This is a genomic window from Streptomyces sp. NPDC058371 (assembly GCF_042723265.1).
GTDB lineage: Bacteria > Actinomycetota > Actinomycetes > Streptomycetales > Streptomycetaceae > Streptomyces.
Genome location: NZ_JBHXJC010000004.1, coordinates 37,678 through 59,832, shown reverse-complemented (window position 1 = coordinate 59,832; position 22,155 = coordinate 37,678). Strand labels below are relative to the sequence as shown.

Annotated in this window: 21 protein-coding genes; 5 read left to right on the top strand and 16 right to left on the bottom strand. The window is 69.5% G+C overall.

Features of this window, described 5'->3' with window-relative positions; all coding sequences use genetic code 11:
* Positions 1–156 precede the first annotated feature (156 nt).
* From ACFWM2_RS15020 to ACFWM2_RS14965, 12 genes are all read right to left on the bottom strand, one after another.
* Positions 157–1,224 carry a BMP family protein gene (locus tag ACFWM2_RS15020; protein ID WP_383279735.1) on the bottom strand — a complete coding sequence of 356 codons (1,068 nt, stop codon included), beginning with the start codon at positions 1,222–1,224 and terminating at the stop codon, positions 157–159.
* 231 nt (positions 1,225–1,455) lie between these two features.
* The gene (locus ACFWM2_RS15015) at positions 1,456–2,691 is read right to left on the bottom strand and encodes an amidohydrolase (RefSeq protein WP_383278531.1); all 1,236 of its coding nucleotides are present in this window, start codon (positions 2,689–2,691) and stop codon (positions 1,456–1,458) included.
* 354 nt (positions 2,692–3,045) lie between these two features.
* Entirely contained in the window at positions 3,046–3,732 is a 687-nt protein-coding gene (locus tag ACFWM2_RS15010; RefSeq protein ID WP_383278527.1) for a contact-dependent growth inhibition system immunity protein, read from the bottom strand.
* 22 nt (positions 3,733–3,754) lie between these two features.
* Positions 3,755–4,054, bottom strand: coding sequence for an RNase A-like domain-containing protein (locus ACFWM2_RS15005; protein WP_383278524.1), 300 nt, complete (start codon positions 4,052–4,054; stop codon positions 3,755–3,757).
* A gap of 12 nt (positions 4,055–4,066) precedes the next feature.
* Positions 4,067–4,624, bottom strand: a complete 558-nt coding sequence (locus tag ACFWM2_RS15000; protein WP_383278521.1) for a hypothetical protein — start codon at positions 4,622–4,624, stop codon at positions 4,067–4,069.
* A 29-nt stretch (positions 4,625–4,653) separates the two neighbouring features.
* On the bottom strand, positions 4,654–6,354 hold the full coding sequence (locus ACFWM2_RS14995) for an RNase A-like domain-containing protein (protein WP_383278518.1): 1,701 nt from the start codon (positions 6,352–6,354) through the stop codon (positions 4,654–4,656).
* The gene (locus ACFWM2_RS14990) at positions 6,339–6,659 is read right to left on the bottom strand and encodes a WXG100 family type VII secretion target (RefSeq protein WP_383278515.1); all 321 of its coding nucleotides are present in this window, start codon (positions 6,657–6,659) and stop codon (positions 6,339–6,341) included. The genes ACFWM2_RS14995 and ACFWM2_RS14990 overlap by 16 nt, the downstream gene beginning before the upstream one ends.
* 52 nt (positions 6,660–6,711) lie before the next feature.
* Positions 6,712–7,143, bottom strand: a complete 432-nt coding sequence (locus tag ACFWM2_RS14985; protein ID WP_383278512.1) for a WXG100 family type VII secretion target — start codon at positions 7,141–7,143, stop codon at positions 6,712–6,714.
* Positions 7,144–7,258: 115 nt separating this feature from the next.
* On the bottom strand, positions 7,259–8,356 hold the full coding sequence (locus ACFWM2_RS14980) for a hypothetical protein (protein ID WP_383278509.1): 1,098 nt from the start codon (positions 8,354–8,356) through the stop codon (positions 7,259–7,261).
* Positions 8,357–8,385: 29 nt separating this feature from the next.
* Positions 8,386–9,324: an N-acetylneuraminate synthase family protein gene (locus ACFWM2_RS14975; RefSeq protein ID WP_383278506.1), complete on the bottom strand. Its 939-nt coding sequence runs from the start codon at positions 9,322–9,324 to the stop codon at positions 8,386–8,388.
* Positions 9,325–9,338: 14 nt separating this feature from the next.
* A complete protein-coding gene (locus tag ACFWM2_RS14970) occupies positions 9,339–10,652 on the bottom strand; it encodes a cytidylyltransferase domain-containing protein (RefSeq protein WP_383278503.1) in 1,314 nt (437 codons plus the stop codon).
* Between the two features lie 32 nt (positions 10,653–10,684).
* Positions 10,685–11,992: a DUF6716 putative glycosyltransferase gene (locus ACFWM2_RS14965; RefSeq protein WP_383278500.1), complete on the bottom strand. Its 1,308-nt coding sequence runs from the start codon at positions 11,990–11,992 to the stop codon at positions 10,685–10,687.
* 198 nt (positions 11,993–12,190) lie between these two features.
* On the opposite strand from ACFWM2_RS14965, the gene ACFWM2_RS14960 reads away from it, so the two are divergent.
* The 3 genes from ACFWM2_RS14960 to ACFWM2_RS14950 are packed head-to-tail and all read left to right on the top strand — an operon-like array spanning position 12,191 to position 15,674.
* Entirely contained in the window at positions 12,191–13,171 is a 981-nt protein-coding gene (locus tag ACFWM2_RS14960; RefSeq protein ID WP_383278497.1) for a glycosyltransferase family 2 protein, read from the top strand.
* Positions 13,168–14,502 (top strand): alpha-2,8-polysialyltransferase family protein, encoded by a 1,335-nt coding sequence (locus ACFWM2_RS14955; RefSeq protein WP_383278494.1) that lies wholly within the window; start codon positions 13,168–13,170, stop codon positions 14,500–14,502. Before ACFWM2_RS14960 ends, ACFWM2_RS14955 begins: the two co-directional genes overlap by 4 nt.
* Entirely contained in the window at positions 14,499–15,674 is a 1,176-nt protein-coding gene (locus ACFWM2_RS14950; protein ID WP_383278491.1) for an acyltransferase family protein, read from the top strand. Before ACFWM2_RS14955 ends, ACFWM2_RS14950 begins: the two co-directional genes overlap by 4 nt.
* Positions 15,675–15,722: 48 nt before the next feature.
* Here the strand turns inward: ACFWM2_RS14950 and ACFWM2_RS14945 are convergent, their stop codons facing one another.
* On the bottom strand, positions 15,723–16,373 hold the full coding sequence (locus ACFWM2_RS14945; RefSeq protein ID WP_383278488.1) for a TetR/AcrR family transcriptional regulator C-terminal domain-containing protein: 651 nt from the start codon (positions 16,371–16,373) through the stop codon (positions 15,723–15,725).
* A gap of 38 nt (positions 16,374–16,411) precedes the next feature.
* On the opposite strand from ACFWM2_RS14945, the gene ACFWM2_RS14940 reads away from it, so the two are divergent.
* Positions 16,412–17,884, top strand: a complete 1,473-nt coding sequence (locus tag ACFWM2_RS14940) for an FAD-dependent monooxygenase (protein WP_383278485.1) — start codon at positions 16,412–16,414, stop codon at positions 17,882–17,884.
* Positions 17,885–17,992: 108 nt separating this feature from the next.
* On the opposite strand, the gene leuE is transcribed toward ACFWM2_RS14940, so the two are convergent.
* The 3 genes from leuE to ACFWM2_RS14925 form a co-directional block, all read right to left on the bottom strand.
* On the bottom strand, positions 17,993–18,667 hold the full coding sequence (gene leuE / locus ACFWM2_RS14935; protein WP_383278482.1) for a leucine efflux protein LeuE: 675 nt from the start codon (positions 18,665–18,667) through the stop codon (positions 17,993–17,995).
* A 30-nt stretch (positions 18,668–18,697) separates the two neighbouring features.
* Positions 18,698–19,279, bottom strand: coding sequence for a Uma2 family endonuclease (locus ACFWM2_RS14930; protein ID WP_383278479.1), 582 nt, complete (start codon positions 19,277–19,279; stop codon positions 18,698–18,700).
* A 92-nt stretch (positions 19,280–19,371) separates the two neighbouring features.
* Complete coding sequence (locus ACFWM2_RS14925; protein ID WP_383278476.1) at positions 19,372–20,952, bottom strand: methylmalonyl-CoA mutase; 1,581 nt, start codon at positions 20,950–20,952, stop codon at positions 19,372–19,374.
* A 228-nt stretch (positions 20,953–21,180) separates the two neighbouring features.
* Here ACFWM2_RS14925 and ACFWM2_RS14920 point away from each other — a divergent pair, with 228 nt between their 5' ends.
* Positions 21,181–22,032: a L,D-transpeptidase family protein gene (locus tag ACFWM2_RS14920; RefSeq protein WP_383278473.1), complete on the top strand. Its 852-nt coding sequence runs from the start codon at positions 21,181–21,183 to the stop codon at positions 22,030–22,032.
* Positions 22,033–22,155: the final 123 nt, after the last annotated feature.

Below are 22,155 nucleotides of genomic sequence, written 5' to 3'. Positions count from 1 at the left end.
CCCCTTGCGGGAGGCAAGGGGCGTACGACCTGCGCGGCGTCCCCGGGGAGGCACGGGAGGCCTCTGGTTCACCGGCCGCGCAGGGTGGCGCGGGTCACTCGGAGCGGTCCGTCCGCACCGGCCGCGGCGCGGAACGTCCGGACGGGCCGCCGGGAATCACTTGATGTCGACGGTGACCTTGCCGTCGATGATGTCCTGCTTGGCCTTGTCGACGGCCGCGACGACGTCCGTCATGGCCTTGTACTTGGGGTTGCTGTCCGCGAAGCCGACGCCGCCGGACTTCAGGTCACCGCGCACGACGCCCGAGAGCGGCTTGCCGTCGACCACGGACTTCGACAGGTCGTACACGGCACCGCCGACGTTCTTCAGCGCGGAACCGAGGATGTAGTCCTTGTACTTGGCGAGGGCCTTCTGCTGGTACTGGTCGGAGTCGACCCCGATGGCCCACACCTTCTTGCTCGCGGCCTCGGAGATCACGCCCTGACCGGAGAGGCCGGCCGCGTGGTAGATCACGTCGGCCCCCGACTCGATCTGGCCGCTCGCCGCGTCCTTGCCCTTGTCCGGGCTGGCGAAGCCGCCCTCCTGGGGCGTCTCGGTCAGATACTGCGACTCGATCTTGATCTTCGGGTTGACCGACCGCGCGCCCTGCTTGAAGCCCGCCTCGAACTTGTGGATGAGGGGGATGTCCACGCCGCCGATGAAGCCGACGTGGTTCTTCTTGGTGGTCTTGGCCGCTGCGACACCCGCGAGGTAGGAGGCCTGCTCCTCGTGGAAGACCAGGTCGGCGACGTTGGCCGCCTTGTCCTGCTCGTCGTCGATGATGCCGAAGGTGACCTTCGGGAACTTGGCGGCGACCTCCTTGATGGCCGGCGCGTAGACGAAGCCGACGCCGATCACCGGGTTGTAGCCCGACTTGGCGAGCTGCTCGAGGCGCTGCACCTTGTCGGCGTCGGACTCGCCGTCCTGGGGCTCGATGTCCGAGCCGCCGATCTTGAACTCCTTCTGGGCCTTCTGGAGTCCGGCGTACGCGGCGTCGTTGAAGGACTGGTCGCCCTTGCCGCCGATGTCGTACGCGAGGCCGATGCCCTTCCCGGAGTAGCCGGAGCCGGTCTTCTTGCCGGAATCGTTGCTCGCCTCGTCGCTGGACTTGCCACAGCCGGCGGCCGCGAGGGCGATGACCGCGACGGCCACCGCCGCTTGGGAGAACCTGGTCCTCCGAGATATCAGACGCACAACAAGCACCCTTCATCCCTACGGCACCGTCGCCGGTCCGCTTCCCCAGTACGCCGTCACCGCAGCGATTGCGGCGCACAGTAACGCGCGTAGAAGAGGAGGGGAACGGGGTTTCGCCCGGCCGTTACCGATTCGTGCCGCCCACGGGTTACGTTCGCGCGCGGTCGGTTACGGACGGGTGACGCAAGTGGACGAAGGGGTACCCAAGGGGCACCCCTCGCGTCACGGGCGGGCCGCGTCCAGCAGGGCGGCCGCGGTGAACAGCTCGACCCCGACCTCGATGGCCGACTCGTCCACGTCGAAGTCGCCGCGGTGCAGGTCACGGGTGGTGCGGTCGCCCGGCGTACGCACTCCGAGGCGGGCCAGCGCGCCCGGTACGTGCTCCAGATACCAGGAGAAGTCCTCGCCGCCGAGGCTCTGTTCGGTGTCCTCGACGGAGTCGGCGCCGCGGCGGGCGGTCATCGCGCTGCGCACCAGCTCGGTGACGACCGGCTCGTTGACGACCGGCGGGACGCCGCGGACGTAGTTGATCTCGGACTTCGCGCGATGCAGGTTGGCGATCTCGTCGATGGCCGCGTGGAGGAGGTCGGGCGCGCTGCGCCACGCGTCGAGGTCCAGGCACCGTACGGTCCCGGAGAGCTCGGCATGCTGCGGGATCACATTGCAGGCGTGCCCCGACTCGATACGTCCCCAGGTCACGGAGAGGCCGCTGCGGGCGTCGACCCGCCGGGCGATCAGGGCGGGCACGTCGACGGCGACGCGCGCGGCGGCGGTGACCAGGTCGGTGGTCAGGTGGGGGCGCGCGGTGTGCCCGCCCGCGCCGTCCAGCGACACCTCCAGCCGGTCGCACGCGGAGGTGATCGGACCGTGCCGCAGCCCGATGCGGCCCGCGTCCACCTTCGGGTCGCAGTGCACGCCGATGATCCGGGCGACCCCTTCCAGCGCCCCGCACTTGATGGCGTCGGCCGCCCCGCCCGGGAGCACCTCCTCCGCCGGCTGGAAGATCAGCCGTACCGGCTGCGGGAGGGCGCCCGTGCGGTGCAGCTCGGCGAGGACGAGACCCGCGCCGAGGACGACGGCGGTGTGCACGTCGTGGCCGCAGGCGTGGGCGCGGTCCGGCACCGTCGAGCGGTACGCGCAGTCGGTCTTCGTGTCCGGGATGGGCAGGCCGTCGATGTCCGCCCGCAGCGCGAGCATGGGCCGCCCGCCGCTCCACACCCCGTCCTCGCAGCCGATGTCACAGATGAGGCCGGTCCCGGTGTCGAGCACGCGCGGCTTGAGGCCCGCCTGCTCCAGGCGGGCCTTGAGTGCCGCGGTGGTGCGGAACTCCTGGTTGCCGAGCTCCGGGTGCATGTGCAAGTCGCGACGGAACGCCACGAGTTCGGCGCGCAGTGCCTCCGGCAGCGCGCCGGGGAGCACGGCTTCCCCGGGGAGATCGGCCTCGGACTCTCGGGACATCAGTTGGTTCACCCTTTGAAGGGTAGGGCGATCGGGCGGCCAACTAACCCACGATCAACAAAACTTCAGCCCGTTAGGGGAAGAAAAACTGGCCGCCCGGCGCATAGGTATCGGCGGGGATGGGTAAACTCGCCCGGCTTTCCGGACGGTTGATCTTGAACCGGCGGCCGGCGCGGGATGACCGCGGGACCCTTGTTTTCAACGCGCGGGAACACCCATCGCATTCCCGCACCTCCACGGATATCACGTCCGCGTCAGTTCTTCGCCCCGGAACCATCACCGCCACGTGACGCTTTCCGTACGTTCCGTGATGACGGGTGCGCTTTATGTCTGCGCCTGCCCGGCGGCCGCGGATCACCTCGGGCCGGGCGGTCCGTAGTCCGGGGCCGGCCTGCCGACCCTGTCCGCGACGAGGGCGAGCCAGCCGCTGGGCGTGTAGGGGGCGGGCGGGTCGACCTCCATGCCCAGTTCGGCGACGGCCAGCGCGTAGTCGCTCTCGTCCAGGTCCAGGGCGAGGAGCTCGCGCAGTTCGCCGGCGAGGCGGGCGACGAGCTGGGGGTGCGTGCCGGTGACGTAGTCGTCGACGGCCGCGTCGTGGTCGTCGAACTCGTCGGGCATGTCCTGGGAGAACCAGCCGCCGAGGAACTGGGCGGCCTCCGGGAAGCGGGCGTGCCATTCCCAGTGGGTGGCGGGGGCGGCCGGGGGCGGGGCCTCGCCGGTCTCGACGCTGTGCCTGATGTGATCCGCCAGGCAGGACAGCCACTCCTGGATGTCCGCCTCGTCCAGTCCCACGTCGGGGATGGCGTAGAACTCGCCGAGGCGCAGCCGGAGCCGGCCGGGCGGATTGCGGGAGTACTCGCGCAACTGCGCCTGCGCCGTGGCCAGTGCCCACGGGCGGGTGTGCCAGGTGTGGCGCAGGTAGGCGGTCAGGGCCTGGCTCGGCTTGTCCGGGGTGTCGTCCGCGGGCTGCCCGGCGTAGGCACGGACCACCTGGTCCAACTCGCCGTAACGGCGGTCGTGTTCGAGGGGGCTCAAGGGCACGGCGATCAGCCTCTACAGGTCTCTACAGGTAGACGGGGAAGGTGGCGTGGACGACGAAGCCGTGCGGGCTGTCGGCGTCCCGCCGCAGCACCACCCGCGCCGCCCGCACGTCGACGGGCTCACGGCCGGCCAGCATCATCGCCTGGAGCAGCACCCGCCCCACGGGGTCGGGCCGGGACGGCCAGGCCGCCTCGATACTGAGACGCGGCCGCGTGGACCGGGCGAGCCAGCGGTGAACGACCTGCTCGTTGGCGGTGACGACCTGCTGAGTGGCCCACTGGGCGGTCTCACGGTCGGGGTAGGTGGCGGATCGGGTGCGCAACGTCGACTCCTCTCAGTCTTCCCGGAAGGCCCAGAAGACGCCCACTTCGGTATCGGATACAGCCACGAGACCGCAGTCCGTGGTGTACACAGACAGGCAGGACCATTCCGTGTCAGGGTTCATAAGGTCGGCGTCCCGATTTTCGTACGCATCTGATGCATTGGTGAAGAAAATGGCATCCGAGCTGAATCTCGAAATTATTTCCCTGGAGCTCCGGAACAGCCCATCCTTGCGGTTCTCGAATTCCGGGATACCGGCCGCCTGGAACCACTCTCCCTTGAGGGCGACCAAGAGCTGAATTGCCGATTCTCTGCTAATCCCGTAGAGGCTCTCTCCCAGCGACTCAGGGCTCCAGGGCATGAATGGGGACCCAGTGCCGCTCCGGTCGTCGTTGACTTCCGGCGCGTAGTTGATCGTGTGCCAGCCCCGCGGGTCAGCCGTCTTGAGTGCCATCACCGCTGCCACGTCCTGCCGCCAGTCGTCGCGTTCCCTCGAACCCACCCGTGCAAAGGTCCAGCCGCTCCCGTACAGGTCGTGGATGGCTGCTTTCCAAGATACGGCGTCAACCACAGGCTCTCCCCGTTCCGATGTTCTACCGTTCATGACTGCGGGAGATCGTCGCTGGGCGTAGAAGTGAGGACGACGTACGGCGGGTGGCCGCCCGGACGGTATCGCAGCGTCACCTGCACCTTATCGGAGTCATGCGGCTGAGAATCCCCCCGGGACCAGGTCCGGCCGGTAGTCTGGTTTGCGAATTCGAGACCGATAGTCCTGTTTCCCTTGTTCGGCCTGTTATTCGTGAGCCATTTCTCAATCTTCTTCTGGTTTTCAGGGTCATCGAGCACGGCCTGCGTGTATCGCTGGGCATCGCCGAGATTATTGAACGTGGATACCGCAATGGGTCTCACAACACCGTCAGGATACAGCCTCGCCTGGTCCCGCAGCCGTTGCCCCAATTGTTCGTCTGTCTTTCCCACATGCTTGTCGATAACGTGAGCACCCGAAACGCCTTCCTGGTTCGCGAGATCCAACGGATACTTGTGGTTCGACTCGTCGTCACCCGGAACCGTGTAGAGCGGGTCCCCTTTGAAATCGGTCAGAGCGCGGGCACCGAACGCCTCGGCGCGCGCCACCTCCGCGTTGAAGGTGGGAGCGCTGTCGTAGGCCTCATCCAGTGGGGCCAGCAGAGCCTCAAGCCGGGGCACTTGGCGATGCACCCGGTTGTTGTACTCCGTCACCGCCTGATTCATGGCCCCTTCGTCCATATTGAGGACGATGCCGGCAGACAGATCGCCGACTGCGCTCTTGCCCAGCTTCCACAGGCCCTTACCGAGGTTCTTGACATCCTTGAGGTCCACCCCGTCGCTCAGATCGATGTCCGGCAACGTGTCGATGACAGCCTGGCGGTAGATGCGGTGCAGGTCGTCCCGGACATCCTCGGCCGCCTTGGCATAGTCGTAGACGACATCGACCATGGTCTCGCAGGTGTCGAAGAGGACGGCGAACACAGGGTGGTTCGCTCCCTGCCTGCCCACCGCGTCGTTCGCCCAGTTGTAGCCCTCCCGCTGTCTTCCCCAGGCGGAGGTGCCCCACAGCGTGCTGCAGAACGTGCGCATCGCGCTGTACCACTCGCTGTTGTGCTGATCAGTGATGCTGCCGACCAGACCGGTCAGCATGCCGTCGACAGTGGACAGGGTGACCTGCGGCATGCGCCAGGTCTCGGAGATCGAGTTGACCCGGAGATGGTTCGGCAGCGGCAGGATCTCGGCAGCCTTGCCCCAACGGCAGGCGTCCTCCAAAAGAGGGCGCAGGACCGTCAGGATCGCGGCCTCGACACCCTCAAGGGCACGCTCGACGAAGTCCTGGCCGTCGTCGACGTCACCCCATTTGAAGTCCGTGACAGGACCGTAGGCCGGGGCCTTGTCAACAACGATGGGAGCGGGCTGCCTGGTCGGCTGGTGCGACGGCGAAGGGTGGGTGGCGGCGTCGGCGGCCGCGTAGTTGTTGCCGGTCGTCGTGAACCCGACGGCAGCACCGCCCACGCTCACCACGGACTTGGCCCAGACTTGCAGGTAACGCCTACTGACCTGCTTGTACGCCTTGGCGAACTCCCGCACGGCCGTTCCCCTGCCGCCGCCGTCCGGGTAGCGCGCCAACTCGTCGAGGAACAACTTGATGCCGCGGTCGAGCATCCCCTGCTGGGCGGCGACACCGGACGAGACTCCGTAGAGCACGGACGGGGTGACGTCAATGGTCGCAGAAGGCGAAGGGGACGGTGTCCCCATCAGGCGCCGCCCCACCCACGCAGCACCGCCCGATGCGCGGCCGCGTAGTTCGTGTGGCCGGTGGTCACGTACTCGTGCAGCCACTTCTGGGCCGCCTGGAGGTCCTGGGCCGAGCGGTCCCATGCGTCGAGTTTGTCGACGAAGACCTCGCGGGCCTCGCCCTCCCAGGACAGGACTACGGGCACGGCACGGTCGTAGAGGCCGTCCAGTTTGCCGTTCAGCTTCTTGAGGATGTCCTCCAGTTCGGCGGCGAGGTCGTGCAGCGTGGTGAAGGAGACGACTATGTGGTCGTCATCGGCTTCCCCGGTCGGCGTCGGCATGAATCCCCCTTTGAATGACAGCGACTGCGGGCGCGGAACGCGGAGTTCGGAGTCAGAGGGCGTCGAGGCCGCTGCGCGGGCGTGCGGGCGCGGCGGGCGGCGCGGCGTCCGGATTCGGTGTCGACAGCCTCGCCACCTCGCTGTCGACGTCCACCTGGATCTGCCGCATCTGTTCCAGCACGTCCAGGTCGTGCCGCGAGAAGCCGTCCCGGCTCAGCCGGACGGCCTGTTCCAGGTGCTTCATCACGTCGCGGATGCGTACGGCGTCCTCGGCGGCGGCGCGATGGAACTCGCGGTACGCCGTCGCGGCCGGGCCGCGCCAGCCCGCCTCGATCCGGTCGACGACCGCGTCCATGCGCTTGACCTGCTGGTCCAGGTGATCCTGCATGTCGTCGAGATCGTCGGCGAGCTTGGTCAGGTCCTCGTGCGACGCGTGCAGATCATGCCGACCACCCGGCCGGCCGTGCTGCCCGTGAGAACCCACCGTGTACCCCGCCCCGGTCACACCGATCCCTCAACTCACTTCCCGTACAGAGGAATCGTACGGGGTGAGCAGGAATCGTACGGGAGGGAGTGACAGTCCCGAGCCGGGACGTCACTCAGAGCGCCGCGCTCACCGCCGACAGCCGATGCACATCCCGTGCCGTCCCCGTGACCCCCGACAGGAAGCCCTGGGCTCGGGGGGACGCGTTCTGGGTCAGCCAGGTGGGGTCGATGTCGCAGACGGCGACGCGGACCTCCGTGCCGGCCAGGGCCAGGGGGAGGGTGTGGACGACCGTGGACGGGAAGCTGAGGATCGTGCGACCGATGGGGCCCCGGCGGGCGATCAGTTCGAGGGGGAGGTCGGGGCGGACGATCTCCAGGCCCGTTTCCACCGCCAGACGGTGGAGTTTCTCCACGCTCTCGCGACGGTGGGCGAAATAGCGCGTCGCGCCGTGGGCCTTGGACAGGGCCTGGACCGCTTCCAGATAGCGGTCCGGGTCCACCACACCCGTCTCGACGAGGGACGTGCCCACCAGGTCCGCGCCCTTGGTGATGCGGGGCGGCCCGAAGCGGGCCCGGGTCCAGGAGAAGTCGTTGGACGTGATGCGGACGCCATCCGGTGCCGAGTCGATCGGCATGGAGGAGAAGACCTCGACCGAGCGGCGGCCGGTCGGGGTGAGGCGGCGGCGCGCGATCCCCGACACGGGCGCGAAGAGCACGTCGCGGACGCCGGGCCGGCCACCGCGCCGGTGCCAGCGCACCAGGCGCTCACCGCGGGCGAGTTGGGCGACGAACTCCATGGTCGCCGTGCCGTCGTCGACGACCACCAGCTCGCGGGCGCGGGTGATCGACAGCAGCAGTTGTACGTAGCGGGAGAAGGGGTCGCCCATCACGATGCGCCGGGCCCTGCGCAGCAGCCGGGCCAGGCCGCCCACCGTGTGGAACGGGGCCGTCGCACCGCCCCGCGCCTCCTCCCAGCGGACCGCGTACCCCTCGTCGCGGGCCAGTTCGGCCATGCGGCGCAGCTGGCCGCGGGTCATCGGGTCGGTGGGAGAGAGCACTACCAGGGTGAGCCCCGCGCCGGGCGCCGGTGCGCTGCCCTCCGGCGTGCCGAGGGCGTTCGAGTGCGCCCACTCCAGCACGTTCAGCAGCTGTACCGGACTCTCGACGAAGGCGAGAGTGTGGGGGCCGGCGGAACCGGCGCGAGGGCTCATCGGTGTACGACCGTCCCGTCGTAAGAGGCTCAGACCGCGACCGGCTCGCCCGCCGCCGCGGCGATCTCCGCCTCCGCGACGACACCCGGGACGCGCCGCAGCTTCTTCATCGGGCCGAGCTCGGACTCGTAGACCTTCTTGACGCCGTCACCGAGGGACGCCTCGATGGTGCGGATGTCGCGGACCAGGCGGGTCAGGCCCTGCGGCTCGACGGAGGCGGCCTGGTCGGAGCCCCACATCGCGCGGTCGAGGGTGATGTGGCGCTCGACGAAGGCGGCGCCGAGGGCGACCGCGGCGAGGGTGGTCTGCAGGCCCGTCTCGTGGCCGGAGTAGCCGATCGGGACGTTCGGGAACTCGGCCTGGAGGGTGTTGATGACGCGGAGGTTGAGCTCCTCGGCCTTCGCCGGGTACGTCGAGGTGGCGTGGCAGAGCAGGATGTTGTCCGAGCCGAGGACCTCGACCGCGTGACGGATCTGCTTCGGGGTCGACATGCCGGTGGAGAGGATGACCGTACGGCCCGTGCCGCGCAGCGAGCGCAACAGCTCGTCGTCGGTGAGGGAGGCCGAGGCGACCTTGTGGGCGGGGATGTCGAACTTCTCCAGGAAGGCGACGGCCTCGGTGTCCCACGGGGAGGCGAACCAGGCGATGCCCTTCTCCTTGGAGTACTCGTCGATCTGGCGGTACTCGTCCTCACCGAACTCCACGCGGTGGCGGTAGTCGATGTAGGTCATGCGGCCCCAGGGGGTGTCGCGCTCGATGTCCCACTGGTCGCGCGGGGTGCAGATCTCCGGGGTGCGCTTCTGGAACTTGACGGCGTCGCAGCCGGCCTCGGCGGCGGCGTCGATCAGCTTGAAGGCGTTCTCGAGCTCGCCGTTGTGGTTGATGCCGATCTCACCGACGACGTAGACCGGGTGGCCGGGGCCGGCGGTCTTCGAACCGAAGGTGCGCAGACGGGAGTTGGTGCTCATGGCGGGGAAGTTCCTTACTTGTCGAGGGAGTCGAGAGAAGGCCCGAGGATCCAGCTGGCGATCTCTCGGATCGCGCCGTCGCCGCCGGGGAGGGCGGTGACCGCGCGTGCGGCGCCGCGCACGACGTCGTGGGCGCTCGCGACCGCCACCGGCCAGCCCACGAGGGCGAAGCACGGGAGGTCGTTGACGTCGTTGCCGACGTAGAGCACGCGCTCGGGCGCGATGCCCTGCTCCTCGCACCACTGCTTCAGTGCGAGGTCTTTCCGGTCGATGCCGTGCAGGACCGGGATCTTGAGCTTCCGGGCCCGGGCGGCGACGACCGGGTTCTGTTCCGTGGACAGGATCAGCATCGTCAGTCCGCTCCTGCGGAGGGCGGCGATACCGAGGCCGTCCCCGCGGTGCACGGAGACGAACTCCCGTCCGTCGGAGTCGATCAGCACCCTGTCGTCGGTCTGGGTGCCGTCGAAGTCGAGGACGACCGCGTCGATGTCAGCGGCGGTCGGCAGCGAGCCGGGGCGGCCCGCGTCGAAGAGGGGCGCGAGGGCCCGGGCGCGGGCGAGGTCGTGCGGGTCGTCGATCTCCAGCACCCGGGCCGGGTCGGTGCGGACGAGTTCCGTGCGGCCGAAGAAGCGGTGCTTGGCGGTACGGAAGCCGGTCGCGTCCATGCCGTAGACCGCGCCGGTCTCCAGCAGGTCCTGGGGGCGGTCCTGGCGGCGGGGGCGGAAGGACTTGTCGTGGTTGATGCCGTAGCCGCCGCTGGTGGCGGTGCCGGTTTCGGTGACCAGGGTGTCGGTGCCGCCCACGGCCACCGTACGAGCGCTGCCGACCGCGACCGGGGCGGTGGGCTCGTCGTCCCCGTCGCGCCAGACGAAGCCGTGGAAGGGGGCCACGGTCAGCGCCGTGTCCGCGCCCTTCTCGACGACCGCGTTCACGACCCCGTCGATGTCCTCGCGGACGATGAAGGGGCTGGTGCACTGGACGAGCAGGACCACGTCGACCGCGGCGCCGTGCAGGGCCTCGTGGGCCTCCATGGCGTGCAGGACCGCGGCCTCGGAGGTCGCGGTGTCGCCGGCGATGGCGGCGGGCCGCAGCACGACCTCGGCGCCGGCCGCACGGGCGGCCGCGGCGATCGCGGTGTCGTCCGTGGAGACCACGACGTCCGTGACCAGCCGGGTGGCCCGGCACTCGCGCACGGCTCGCGCCACCAGTGGTACGCCCCCGACCGGGGCGAGGTTCTTCGCGGGCACGCCCTTGGAGCCGCCGCGCGCGGGAATCACCGCGAGCACACGGCGTACCGTCGCCGTTCGGCCCGCTTCCGGGTTGGACATTGGCTGTACTCCTTGACGTGGGATCCGGTGGCTCACAGCTCCCCCATCCGCCTGATGACGGGCGCGACGCGCTGGACGCCGTGGCGGTAGGCGCCGCGGGCCGCGCGGCGCACGATCTGCCGTACGGGACTGGGCTCCCGGTCGGCCGCGGGGGCACCCGGCAGCGGGCTGCCGTCGGGGCCGAGGTGGTGGCGGGCGAGGAGGCCGGGCAGATATCCGGGGGCGGTGGCGGGCGTGTAGTAGGGGGCGAGGGGCGGGAGTTGGGCCGCTTCGAGCAGCTCGCGGATCCGGCGGCGGGCGACGTCGAAGGCCGTCTCGTACGACCCGTCGGCGGCGACGCCCTGCCGGGCCACCCAGGCCGCGTCGGGCGCCGGGCGGTGGCCGGCGTCGAGCTGGTCCCAGGAGGCCAGGCACCCGGAGCCCACGAAGTGGTGGTTGCCGAGCGCCTCGCGCACCCCGAGGTCGGTCAGGACGACGGTGGGGACCCGGCGGTGCAGCGACTCCAGGGCCGCGGTGGAGCTGATCGTGACCAGCAGGTCGGTGCGGTCCAGGACCTCGCCCATGTGCCCGTACACCAGACGGAAGTTGGCGGGCGGATCCGCCTTCTGCACCAGCTTCTGGTAGGGCAGTTCCTCGATGTGCGTGGTGTGTTCGCCCGGCCTGGAGCGCAGCTTCAGCAGGACCTCGCGGTCCGGGTGGAGGCGCGCGTGCCGGATCAGCCGGTTCAGCAGGTACGTACGGTCCTTGCGGGTCTCCGGCACGGAGGGCTGGGCGGCGAAGACGACCGTGTACGGGTCGTGCTTCTCGTAGCGGGAACCGCCCAGGAAGGGCAGCGCCACCTCCGTCACCGACCCGGCGCCGGCGCCCACTCCCTCGTACACGGCACGGAAACGGTCCGCGTCCTGGCGGGAGTTGGCGAGGACGAGGTCGGCGCCGTGCCGCAGCAGCAGGCCGTCGGCGAGCTTCTCGTAGACGACACCGACATAGCCGGTGACGACCACGGGCCGCTTCGTCCGCCCGTCCCAGGCACGGGCGAGGCCGTGCAGCATCGCCTGGACGGCACCGCCGACCAGCGCCAGCACGACGATGTCGTACGTCTCCTGGCCGAGGGCGCGCAGGAACTCGACGCCGGTGACCTCGCGGAGGGTGTCGGCGCGGACGCCGACCTCTTCGAGCTGGCGGGGGGTGGGGGTGGCACGGCCGCGCAGGAGGAAACCGTCGAGGCGGATGTCCGATTCGGCAGGGGAAATGCGGTTCGCGGTGAGCGAACCCCATTTCCACCGGGTATCGGAATCCGCGAGAACGGCGACCCGCAGAGACTTCGAGGTACTTGCTGGCACGTCGACGACGCTAGGAACCCATTTCGAGGTCCGGCCCAACCTGAATGCAACAAACGGTTAACAGCACATCGACGAATGGCGAATCGGCCCATGATCGGCACAGAAATCAGCTGGGTTCACTGCTTCGCCACGCGTCGTTCACCTGACATCTCACCAACGGTCAAGACGAATGCCGGGCCGCCGCCTAACGTCACAGGGGTGGTCAAGCTCTCCGTCATCGTGCCGTTCTACAACGTGCAGCAATATGCGCCCGACACTCTGCGGAGTCTGCGGGCGAACGCGCGCCAGGACTTCGAATTCATTCTCGTCGACGACTGCTCGCGCGACGAGACACCTGACATTCTCGCGCGCGCGGAGCGCGAGCTCCCGGGCGCGGTGTATGTCAGACACGAGAAGAACGGAGGACTGGCGACCGCGCGCAACACGGGCATCGACGCGGCGCGTGGCGACTACCTCACGTTCCTCGACGGGGACGACTGGCTCGCCCCCGGTTACTACGAACAACTCCTGGCCTCCATCGAGGGCCTGGGCTGCGACTTCGTCCGTACGGACCATGTCCAGTGCACCGCGCGCGCCCGTTCGATCCACCGTGTCCCGCACGGCCGGCGGGGTGTGGTGATGCGTCCGCGGGACGCGATCCTGCCCACCGACCGGTCCACCTCCGTCGACTACGCCTACGCCTGGGCGGGCATCTACCACCGCCGCCTGGTCGACCGCGGACTGCTGCACTTCACCGACGGGCTGCGGACGGCGGAGGACCGGCCGTGGATCTGGAAGCTGCACCGGGAGGCGGAATCCTTCGCCACGGTGGGGCTCCTCGGCGTGTTCTACCGGCGTGGTGTCGCCTCTTCTCTCACCCAGATCGGCGACGTGCGACAACTGGATTTCATTCGCGCGTTCGACCAGGTGGTGAGCGAAACCGCAGATGACCGTGACGCGGAAAGGCTGCTGCCCAAAGCCGTGCGCACGTATTGCGCCATCATTTCCCACCATCTGGGATCCGTCGAAAGGTTCGAGCCACCGGTGGCACGGAAACTGAAGTCGATGAGCGCGGTCGCGCTGCGGCGCATGCCGCAGGACGTGCTCGACGACGCCCTCGACTCGATGGACATCCAGCGGGCCACGCGGCTGCGCCGGCTGCGCCGCCGTCCGGCTCCCGCCGCGGGGGTGGCCGCGTGACCACCCAGATCTTCCTGACGTCCACGCTGTACGGCACGGCCACCCTCGCCGCGGCGCTGGACAGCGAGTGCTTCGGACCGGCGGACCGGCGCATTCTGCTCGTCTCGAACAACGCGGCGACGCCCGAGACGACGCCCGCCGTGGACGAGATGCCCGGCTTCGGGCATCTGCGCGGCCGGTTCGACGAGGTGATCTCGTGGAACGAGACCATCTCCCCCTTCCACCCGGGCGGTTGGGCGCCGCGGCTCGACGACGTACCGCTGTGGGAGCGGCATCTGCGGCTCGCCTGGGACCTCGGGGACGACGACATCGAGCTGGCCGTCGAGTCGATCCAGGTCAACCCGGCCCTCGGCATCGCCCAGATCTTCACCGGCGCGCCCGTCACCGTCTACGCGGACGGTCTGATGAGCTACGGCCCGACCCGCAACAAGATCGACCCGCTGGTCGGCACCCGCGTGACCCGGCTGCTCCACCTGGACCTGGTGCCGGGGCTGAAGCCGCTGCTGCTCACGGAGTTCGAGGTCGGACCCGAGATCGTGCCGACGGACGCGTTCGCGAAGGTGCTCGCCGAGCTGGCGGACACCGGGGACGAGCTGCCCGCACTCGACGAGCCGGCCATGCTCCTCGGGCAGTACCTCTCGGCGCTCGACATCCTCACCGCCGAGGAGGAGGAGAACCTCCACGTACGAATGCTGAGGGGTGCCGTCGCGCTAGGCCACACCCGGGTGGTGTTCAAGCCGCACCCCACGGCCCCGGCCCGCTGGTCGCGCCTGCTGGAGAAGGAGGCCGAGCAGCTGGGCGCCGATCTGACGGTGGTGGACACCCCGGTCCTCGCCGAGGTGCTCTACCAGCGGATGCGGCCCGCCCTCGTCGTCGGCTGCTTCTCCACCGCGCTGCTCACCGCGTCCGCGCTGTACGGCCTGCCGGTCGCCCGGATCGGCACGGAGACCCTGCTGGACCGCCTCACGCCGTACGAGAACAGCAACCGGGTGCCCGTCACCGTCGTGGACGCGCTGCTGCCCGAGCTGACGGACCGGGCGGCGGTCACCGGACAGCACCCCGGCCTGGACGTGGCGGCCCTCACCGGTCTCGTCCAGGCCGTCGGGTTCGCGATGCAGCCGAAGATCTACCCGGAGCTGCGCCCGCACGCCGAGCGCTATCTGACGACACGGCTGGACCAGCACACCTGGCGCTACTTCAAGCGGCGACGGCTGACCTCGCTCGCGCTGCCCGGCGCGGTCCCGGCCCAGCTCGCGTTCATCCCGCGCAACGCGACGGTCCGCCGGGTGGCCCGCCGTGCGCGCTCCTTCAAGCGGGCGGCGCTCGGATGAACACCTCCGTGGAGCCTTCTGTCGAAGCACAGCTCCCGGCATCGCCGACGTCCTCTGCGTCCGCTGCGGATGCGGAGCCCGTCGGCGTTCCCCCTCGGATAATCCCCCGAGCGCACGCGCCTCGCCTGCGTGCGCTCGACGGGCTGCGGCTGATCGCCGCGCTGATGGTCGCCGGGTACCACTACGGCGGCCGGGACGGCGAGGTCACGGAGGCGTGGGGCAGTTCGCCGAAACACCAGTTCCCCACGCTGCACGAGTGGTTCGCGTACGGCTGTCTGGGCGTGCAGGTCTTCTTCGTGATCAGCGGCTTCGTGATCTGCATGAGCGGCTGGGGCCGTCCGCTGCGCGCGTTCTTCGCCTCCCGCGCCTCGCGGCTGCTGCCCTCGTACTGGGCTGCGGTGATCCTGGTGACGGCGGTGTTCGCGCTGCCCGTCGTCGCGTACGACGCGGTGTCGCCGAGCGACGCGCTGGTGAACCTGACGATGCTCCAGCAACCACTGGGCGTGGACCGGGTGTTGGGGGTCTGCTGGACGCTCTGGGCCGAGGTGCGCTTCTACGCGCTGTTCGCCCTGTGCATCGTGCTGCCCGGCGCCAACCGGCAGCGGGTCATCCTGTTCTGCGCGGGCTGGACGCTCGCCGCCGCCATCGCGCAGACCGCGAACCAGCCCCTGCTGAACATCATCCTGATGCCGGAGTACGCGCCGTTCTTCATCGGCGGCGTCGGCCTGTACCTGGTGCACCGCAACCGGCGGGACGCGTACGCCTGGGGCATCGTCGGCGTGAGCTGGCTGATCGGCCAGCACTACGCGGTGATGCGGCTGTGGCACGCGCCGAACCCGGACTTCTTCTCGTACCGCACCTCGTTCGGCATCATTCTGGTCGTCAGCTTCGGCTACCTCGCCGTCGCCGCGATCGCGCTGGGCCGGCTGAACTGGGCGAACTGGCGCTGGCTGACGGTCGCGGGGGCCCTGACGTACCCCTTCTACCTGGTCCATGAGCATCTGGGCTGGGTCGCCATCAAGGCCTACCACCAGACCCTGCACATCCCGTCGTACGGGACCTTCCCGCTCACCGTCGCGACGATGCTCCTGCTGGCGTGGCTGCTGAACCGCTACGTGGAGAACCTCCTGGCGCCCCGGCTGCGCGCGGTCCTGTCGGCGGTGCGCCGGTAGGACGCCGGCCCCGCAATCGAGCGGCACGCTGACGAAGCGACCCGGAACTCAGGCGACTCCGTACCGCGCCTCGATCCCCGCGATCAGCAGCCGGAGCCCCTCCTCGAAACCCTCGTCGTAGGTCTCGAACAGCTCGGTGCCCGCTGCGGCGGCGAGGGGGAAGTCCGCCATACGCGCGGCGCGCTCCTCGACGTCGTAACCCTCGCGGGGCTCCCCCGGCACCGGGTGGACGCCCTGCTCCTCGGTGACGAAGCCGACGGTGAAGAGGAAGACGGTGAAGGTGGCACGGGCGGCCTGCGGGAGGTCGAAGCCCGCCTCGACCAGGGAGCGGAGAATCGCTTCCTGGTCGGCCGCGTGTTCGGTGTTGGTCAAGCGGGAGCCGCTGAAGACCTTCGCGCCGTCGCGATAGCTCAGCAGGGCCGCGCGCAGGCCGCGGTTGGCCGCGAGAAGCCGCTCCTGCCAGGTGCCGGCCCGCGGAGGCCCACCCTCCGCAACCATCCGGCGGTACATCTCGGTCGCCATCTCGTCGAGCAGCGCCTGCTTGTTCTTGAAGTGCCAGTACAGGGCCGGCGCCTGGACGTCGAGCTCCTTCGCGATGGCCCGGAGGGTGAGCCCGTCGAGGCCGACCTCGTTGAGCAGCCGCAGCGCGGTTTCGCTGACCAGACGCTTGTCCAGTTTGGGGGTTCTCTGAGTAGCCACGCTTGACAGTTTAACGTCGTTAAGGGCATGCTCAGAACATGGAACTTAACGACGTTAAGGAAATATCCGTGGACGCCACAAACTCCGTGGACGCCATAAACACGGACGTACTCGTCGTCGGGGCCGGTCCCTCCGGTCTCGCCCTCGCCATCGACCTGGCCCGGCGCGGAGTACGTGCGCTGGTCGTCGAGCGCGGCGAGGCGCTCTCCCCGGGCTCGCGCGGCAAGGGAATCCAGCCGCGCACGCTGGAGGTGCTGTACGACCTCGGCGTCCTGGAGGCGGTGCGGACGGCCGGCGGCCCGTATCCGGCGCGACAGACCTGGCAGGACGGGATCCGCCTGGGCGAGGACGCGATGAGCGACAAGGCCGAGCCGACGGAGGCCGAGCCGTACGCCGAGACCTGGATGCTGCCGCAGTGGCGTACCCAGGAGATCCTCCACGCCCGGCTGCGGGAGCTGGGCGGCGACGTGGTGTTCGGCCGGGAGCTGGCGGCGATCGCACAGGACACGGACGGGGTCAGCGCGTCGTTCACCTCGGGCCCCCCGGTCCGCGCCCGCTACGCCGTGGCCGCAGACGGCGGCCGCTCCACCGTTCGGCGTGAGCTCGGCATCGGCATGACCGGCGAGACGGTGGATCCGAACCCGTTCCTCGTCGCCGACGTCCGCCTCACCGGACTCGACCGCGACAATCTGCACATGTTCCTGCCGCGAGGCGACGACGGCGGCTTCACGGTGATCTTCCCGCTGGCGGGGACGGAGGACTTCCAGTTCATCGCCCAGTTCCCGGAAGGGACGGACATCGATCTCTCCCCGGACGGCGTCCGCAAGGTCGTCGCCACGCGCACGCACCTCAGCCCCGACGACGTGACCGAGTTGCGCTGGGCCTCCAACTTCCGGCCGCGGGCCGCGCTCGCGGACCGGTTCCGCGTGGGCCGCATCTTTCTCGCGGGCGACGCCGCGCACGTCCACTCGCCCGCGGGCGCACAGGGCCTCAACACCAGCGTCCAGGATGCGTACAACCTGGGCTGGAAGCTGGGCGCGGTGCTGAGCGGCAAGGCTCCGGAGTCGCTCCTCGACTCCTACGAGGAGGAACGGCGGGCCAACGCCGCCGCGATGCTCGGCCTGTCCACCCGGGTCCACCGCGGTGAGACACGGCGCGGGGCGGAGACCCGGCAGCTCGGCCTCGGTTACCGCGACTCCGCGCTCACCCAGGAGACCCGGGCCGGCCTCGCGGACGACGCGCTGCACGCGGGCGACCGCGCACCCGACGGCCACCGCGGCGGCGTACGGCTCTTCGACGCGTTCCGGGGCCCGCACTGGACCCTGCTCGCGGTCGGCACGGAGGCCGGACTCCCGCCCCTCGACGGCGACCTGGTGCACACGGTCCGCATCCCCGCGTACGAGGTGTACGGCACCGGCGTGTTCCTGGTGCGCCCCGACGGCTACCTGGCCTGGGCGGGCGGGACGGCGGACGGGGTGACGGACTACCTCGCGCGGGCCCTGGGCGGCTGAGTCAGCAGCGGCCGCGAGTCCTGAGCCTCTGAGGCGAACTGCGCCCGGTCGGACCGGTGGAGCCGCCTCGGACGGAGCTCGCCGGCCTCAGGCGGAGCTCGCTGGGCCTCAGATGGAGCTCGCCAGCGACAGCTTCACCGCGAAGCCGAGGAACAGCGCGCCCGCGGCCGAGGTGGCGCCCGCCGACAGCCTCCTGCGGCGGCGGAAGGCGGCCGCGAGCTTCGTACCGCTGAAGATCAGTGCGGTCAGGTAGAGGAAGCTGAAGATCTGGGCGAAGGCGCCGAGCACGACGAACGAGAGCGCGGGATAGGCGTATCCCGGGTCCACGAACTGCACGAAGAAGGCGACGAAGAAGAGGATCGCCTTGGGGTTGAAGAGGCTGACGACCAGCGCCCGCCGGAACGGCCGCTCCTCGGCGGCCGACGCGGGCGAGGCGGGCGAGGCGGCTTCCGTGTCCAGGGCCTCCGCCCGGTCCCGCCGGGTCTGCCACATCGACCACGCGGCCCGCAGCATCCCGAACGCGAGCCAGGTCAGATAGCCGGCTCCCGCGTACTTCACGATCCCGAAGAGCACGGCGTTCGCCTGCAGAAGGGAGGCGACTCCGGCGGCGGACAGGGTCATCAGCACGGTGTCCCCGCACCAGACACCGGCCGCGGCCGTGTACCCGGTCCGTACCCCGCGCCGGGCGGCGACGGACAGCACGTACAGGGAGTTCGGGCCCGGGAGCAGCACGATGAGGACGAGGCCCGCGAGATAGGTCGGGAGGTCGATGACGCCAAGCATGCAAACGAGTGTCGCACGGGCGTACGACAGTCAGCCGTCGCCGTCCAGGAGGGTGTCCACGGAGAGGTCGAGGGTGACGCCGACGGCTTCGGGGACCGGGACGCTCTGGCCGCGCTTGAAGCGCTGGGGCGCGTCGTACTTCCCGTCCATGGGGTTCTGGTAGAGCAACACCTCGCCATGCTTGCGGTCGGCCACCATGTACACGGGGATTCCGGCCTCGGCGTAGCACTCGACCTTGGGTCCGAGGCCGTCGGACCAGTTCGAGGACGTCACTTCCACGACAAGGCGGAAGACGTTCGGCGCGTAGCAGTTCTTCTGGACGAGGGCGTCCCGGAAATCGTCATCGACGACGGAGAAGTCGGGGATCGCGTAGTCAGCAGACAGGGTGGGCAGCCAGAGGCCGATGCCCTGGACATACTCACGCCCTGCATCCTCGATTCCAGCCCGGTCGAACGCCCTGCCCAACTTCGTCAACGACAGCGCATGCGAGCCGTCCGGCGGCGGTGTCACAGTGAGCCTCCCCTGGAGAATCTCCACGCGGTGCCCAGGCAGTGCACGAGAGAGCAGGTCGGCGGCTTCGCCCAACGTCAGCTCGTGTTGCAGTACAGCCACGGCATCCTCCTTTTCGGGGGTCACTCTTCACGAGCGTAACCGGGGGTGGGTGATATCCGCCCCTGATCCCTCATAGGGAGTAATTGCCCAGCTCAGAAGGCATCCGTCGGCACGTACGTCCCCCACACCTCCCGGAGGGCGTTGCACACCTCGCCCACCGTCGCCCGGGCCCGCAGCGCGTCCTTCATGGGGTACAGGACGTTGTCCGTGCCCTCCGCCGCCTTCTTGAGCGCGGCCAGGGCCGAGTCCACCGCCTCCTGGTCGCGCTCGGCGCGCAGCTTGGTGAGCCGGGCCGCCTGCTGGGCCTCGATCGCGGGGTCCACCCGGAGCGGCTCGTACGGCTCCTCCTCGTCCAGCTGGTAGCGGTTGACGCCGACCACGACCCGCTCGCCGGAGTCCGTCTCCTGCGCGATGCGGTAGGCGGAGCGCTCGATCTCGCCCTTCTGGAAGCCGTGCTCGATGGCGTTGACCGCGCCGCCCAGGTCCTCGACCTTCCGCATCAGCTCGACAGCGGCCGCCTCGACGTCGTCCGTCATCCGCTCGACGACGTACGAGCCCGCGAAGGGGTCGACCGTCGCCGTCACGTCGGTCTCGTACGCCAGCACCTGCTGGGTCCGCAGGGCCAGGCGCGCGGACTTGTCCGTCGGCAGCGCGATCGCCTCGTCGAAGGAGTTCGTGTGCAGGGACTGCGTGCCGCCGAGCACCGCGCCGAGGCCCTGGACCGCCACCCGCACCAGGTTCACCTCGGGCTGCTGGGCGGTCAGCTGCACACCGGCCGTCTGCGTGTGGAAGCGCAGCATCAGCGACTTGGGGTTCTTCGCCCCGAACTCCTCGCGCATGACCTTCGCCCAGATGCGGCGCGCGGCACGGAACTTGGCGACCTCCTCCAGGATCGTCGTACGGGCGACGAAGAAGAAGGACAGCCGCGGGGCGAAGTCGTCGACGTCCATGCCGGCCGCGACCGCGGTGCGGACGTACTCGATGCCGTCGGCGAGGGTGAACGCGATCTCCTGCGCTGGAGAGGCCCCTGCCTCCGCCATGTGATAGCCGGAGATCGAGATGGTGTTCCACTTCGGGATCTCGGTGCGGCAGTACTTGAAGATGTCCGCGATCAGCCGGAGGGAGGGCTTGGGCGGGAAGATGTACGTCCCGCGCGCGATGTACTCCTTGAGGACGTCGTTCTGGATCGTGCCCGTGAGCCGGTCGGCCGGGACGCCCTGTTCCTCGCCGACGAGTTGGTACATGAGCAGCAGGAGGGCCGCGGGCGCGTTGATCGTCATCGACGTCGAGACCTTGTCGAGCGGGATGCCGCCGAACAGGATCCGCATGTCCTCGACGGAGTCGATCGCCACGCCCACCTTGCCGACCTCACCGTGTGCGATCGGAGCGTCGGAGTCGTGACCCATCTGGGTGGGCAGGTCGAAGGCGACGGACAGGCCCATCGTGCCGTTCGCGATCAGCTGCTTGTAGCGCGCGTTGGACTCCACGGCCGTACCGAACCCGGCGTACTGGCGCATCGTCCACGGGCGGCCGGTGTACATCGACGGGTACACACCGCGGGTGAACGGGTACGTCCCCGGCTCGCCCAGCTTGTCCGCCGGGTCCCAGTCGGCAAGGGCGTCCGGACCGTAGACCGGTTCGATGGGCAGTCCGGACTCCGACTCGCGCGCCATGGTGTGTGCCTCCGCATTGCTTGGTTACTCGCTGGTACAGAAGACCTTCGCTACGGACTGTAGCGGCGGGCATGCGCCCGGTGGAGGGGCCCACGCTGGGAGCTTCCTCACAGACCTGGCCGTGGCCCCAACACCACCATGCCGCGTAGTTCGCGACCGGTCATGTGCGGGGAACATCTCAGGTGACACGGCCGTGCTGCGGCGATCCGTGAGACGACGGGGGCGGGAATGCGTACCACTGGCATGGGGAGATGGATCGCCACCCTCGTGGCGCTTGTCGCGGTGACCGGTTGCACGGCCCGGGCCGGCGACACGGACGGGCACCGCTCGCCGGTGCACATCGACATCCCGGCCACGCCGGACAGCGGCAAGGACAAGGGCAGCGGCAAGGACGACAAGGGCGACGGGAAGAGCAGCGGTGCGCCTGCCACGACGCGGGCACCGGCCCCCGAAGTCCTCTGGGCCCGCGGCGACAAGGGCGTCGACGTCCGCGAGGTACAGGCCCGACTGCACCAGCTCGCCTGGCTGTTCGAGGGCCCGACCGGGTCGTACGACGGCTCCACGGTCACCGCCGTCGAGGGTTTCCAGCGCAAGCGCGGACTGCCGAGGACCGGCAGGACCGACACCGTCACCTGGCAGCGGCTGGTGAAGATGACGCACAAGCCGGGCAAGTGGGAGCTGTACGCGTTCGGCGGGCAGCCCGCGGCGAAACCGGACCCGCGCTGTATGACCGGCCGGGCGCTGTGCATCAGCAAGACGAGCCGGACGCTGCGCTGGATGATCGACGGCAGGACGGTCTCGACGATGGCCGTGCGGTTCGGGGCGCAGTACACGCCCACCCGCGAAGGTGTGTTCAGCGTCTACTTCAAGTCGCGCCACCATGTGTCGACGATCTACGACTCCCCCATGCCGTACGCGATGTTCTTCAGCGGCGGCCAAGCGGTGCACTACTCGTACGACTTCGCGGCGCGTGGCTACGCGGGCGGTTCGCACGGGTGCGTGAACGTACGGGACGAGGGGGCGATCGCTTCGCTGTTCGCGCAGGTCCGCACGGGTGACAAGGTCGTCGTCTACTGGTGACGGAGGGCGCGGCGAGAGGTGTGGGGCGCGGGCGGGACCGGGGGAACGTGTCCTCTGCCTTTCCCTGTTCTCTCCTATACGTTTTTGGGGGTGGGCCCTCATGTCCCTGCATCGCTCCCGCCA